This is a genomic window from Mycobacterium sp. 852002-51961_SCH5331710, from assembly GCF_001665535.1.
Classification (GTDB): Bacteria; Actinomycetota; Actinomycetes; order Mycobacteriales; family Mycobacteriaceae; genus Mycobacterium.
Genome location: NZ_LZSQ01000096.1, coordinates 1 through 543, shown reverse-complemented (window position 1 = coordinate 543; position 543 = coordinate 1). Strand labels below are relative to the sequence as shown.

General features: G+C 59.5%; 1 protein-coding gene. It reads left to right on the top strand.

Annotated features, from left to right (window positions below):
- Nucleotides 1-543 (top strand): glycosyltransferase family protein (locus A5752_RS16650; protein ID WP_502686742.1); only part of this gene is annotated, 543 nt, incomplete at both ends.

Below are 543 nucleotides of genomic sequence, written 5' to 3'. Positions count from 1 at the left end.
GTGCTGGGAAGAGATGAGCGAGACGCTGAAGTCGCTGGCAGATGATGCCGATATGTTGATCACGGGATTGGTGTTTGAAGAGCCCGCCGCCAATATCGCGGAGTATTACAATATTCCGCTGGCAGCACTGCATTACTTTCCAATACGTACCAATGGCAGCCTCATTCCGTCCCTTCCTCGACTGCTCACGCGCACCGCGATGGCCGCAAATGAGTGGGTGACCTGGCGCATAACCAAGAAGGTCGAGGACGCACAGCGTCGCGAGTTGGGCCTGCCAAAGGCCACCGACCCGTCGCCGCAACGGATCACGAAAAGGGGGGCCCTCGAAGTCCAGGCATACGATGAACTCTCGTTCCCGGGGCTGGCAGATGAATGGGCGCAATTCGGTTGCAGGCGGCCATTTGTCGGTGCGCTCACGGTGGGATTGCCGACCACGGCCGATGACGACGTTCTCTCGTGGATTGCAACGGGAACGCCGCCGATTTTCTTCGGCTTCGGCAGTACGCCGGTCCAGTCTCCCAGCGAGACGCTCGAGATGATCAG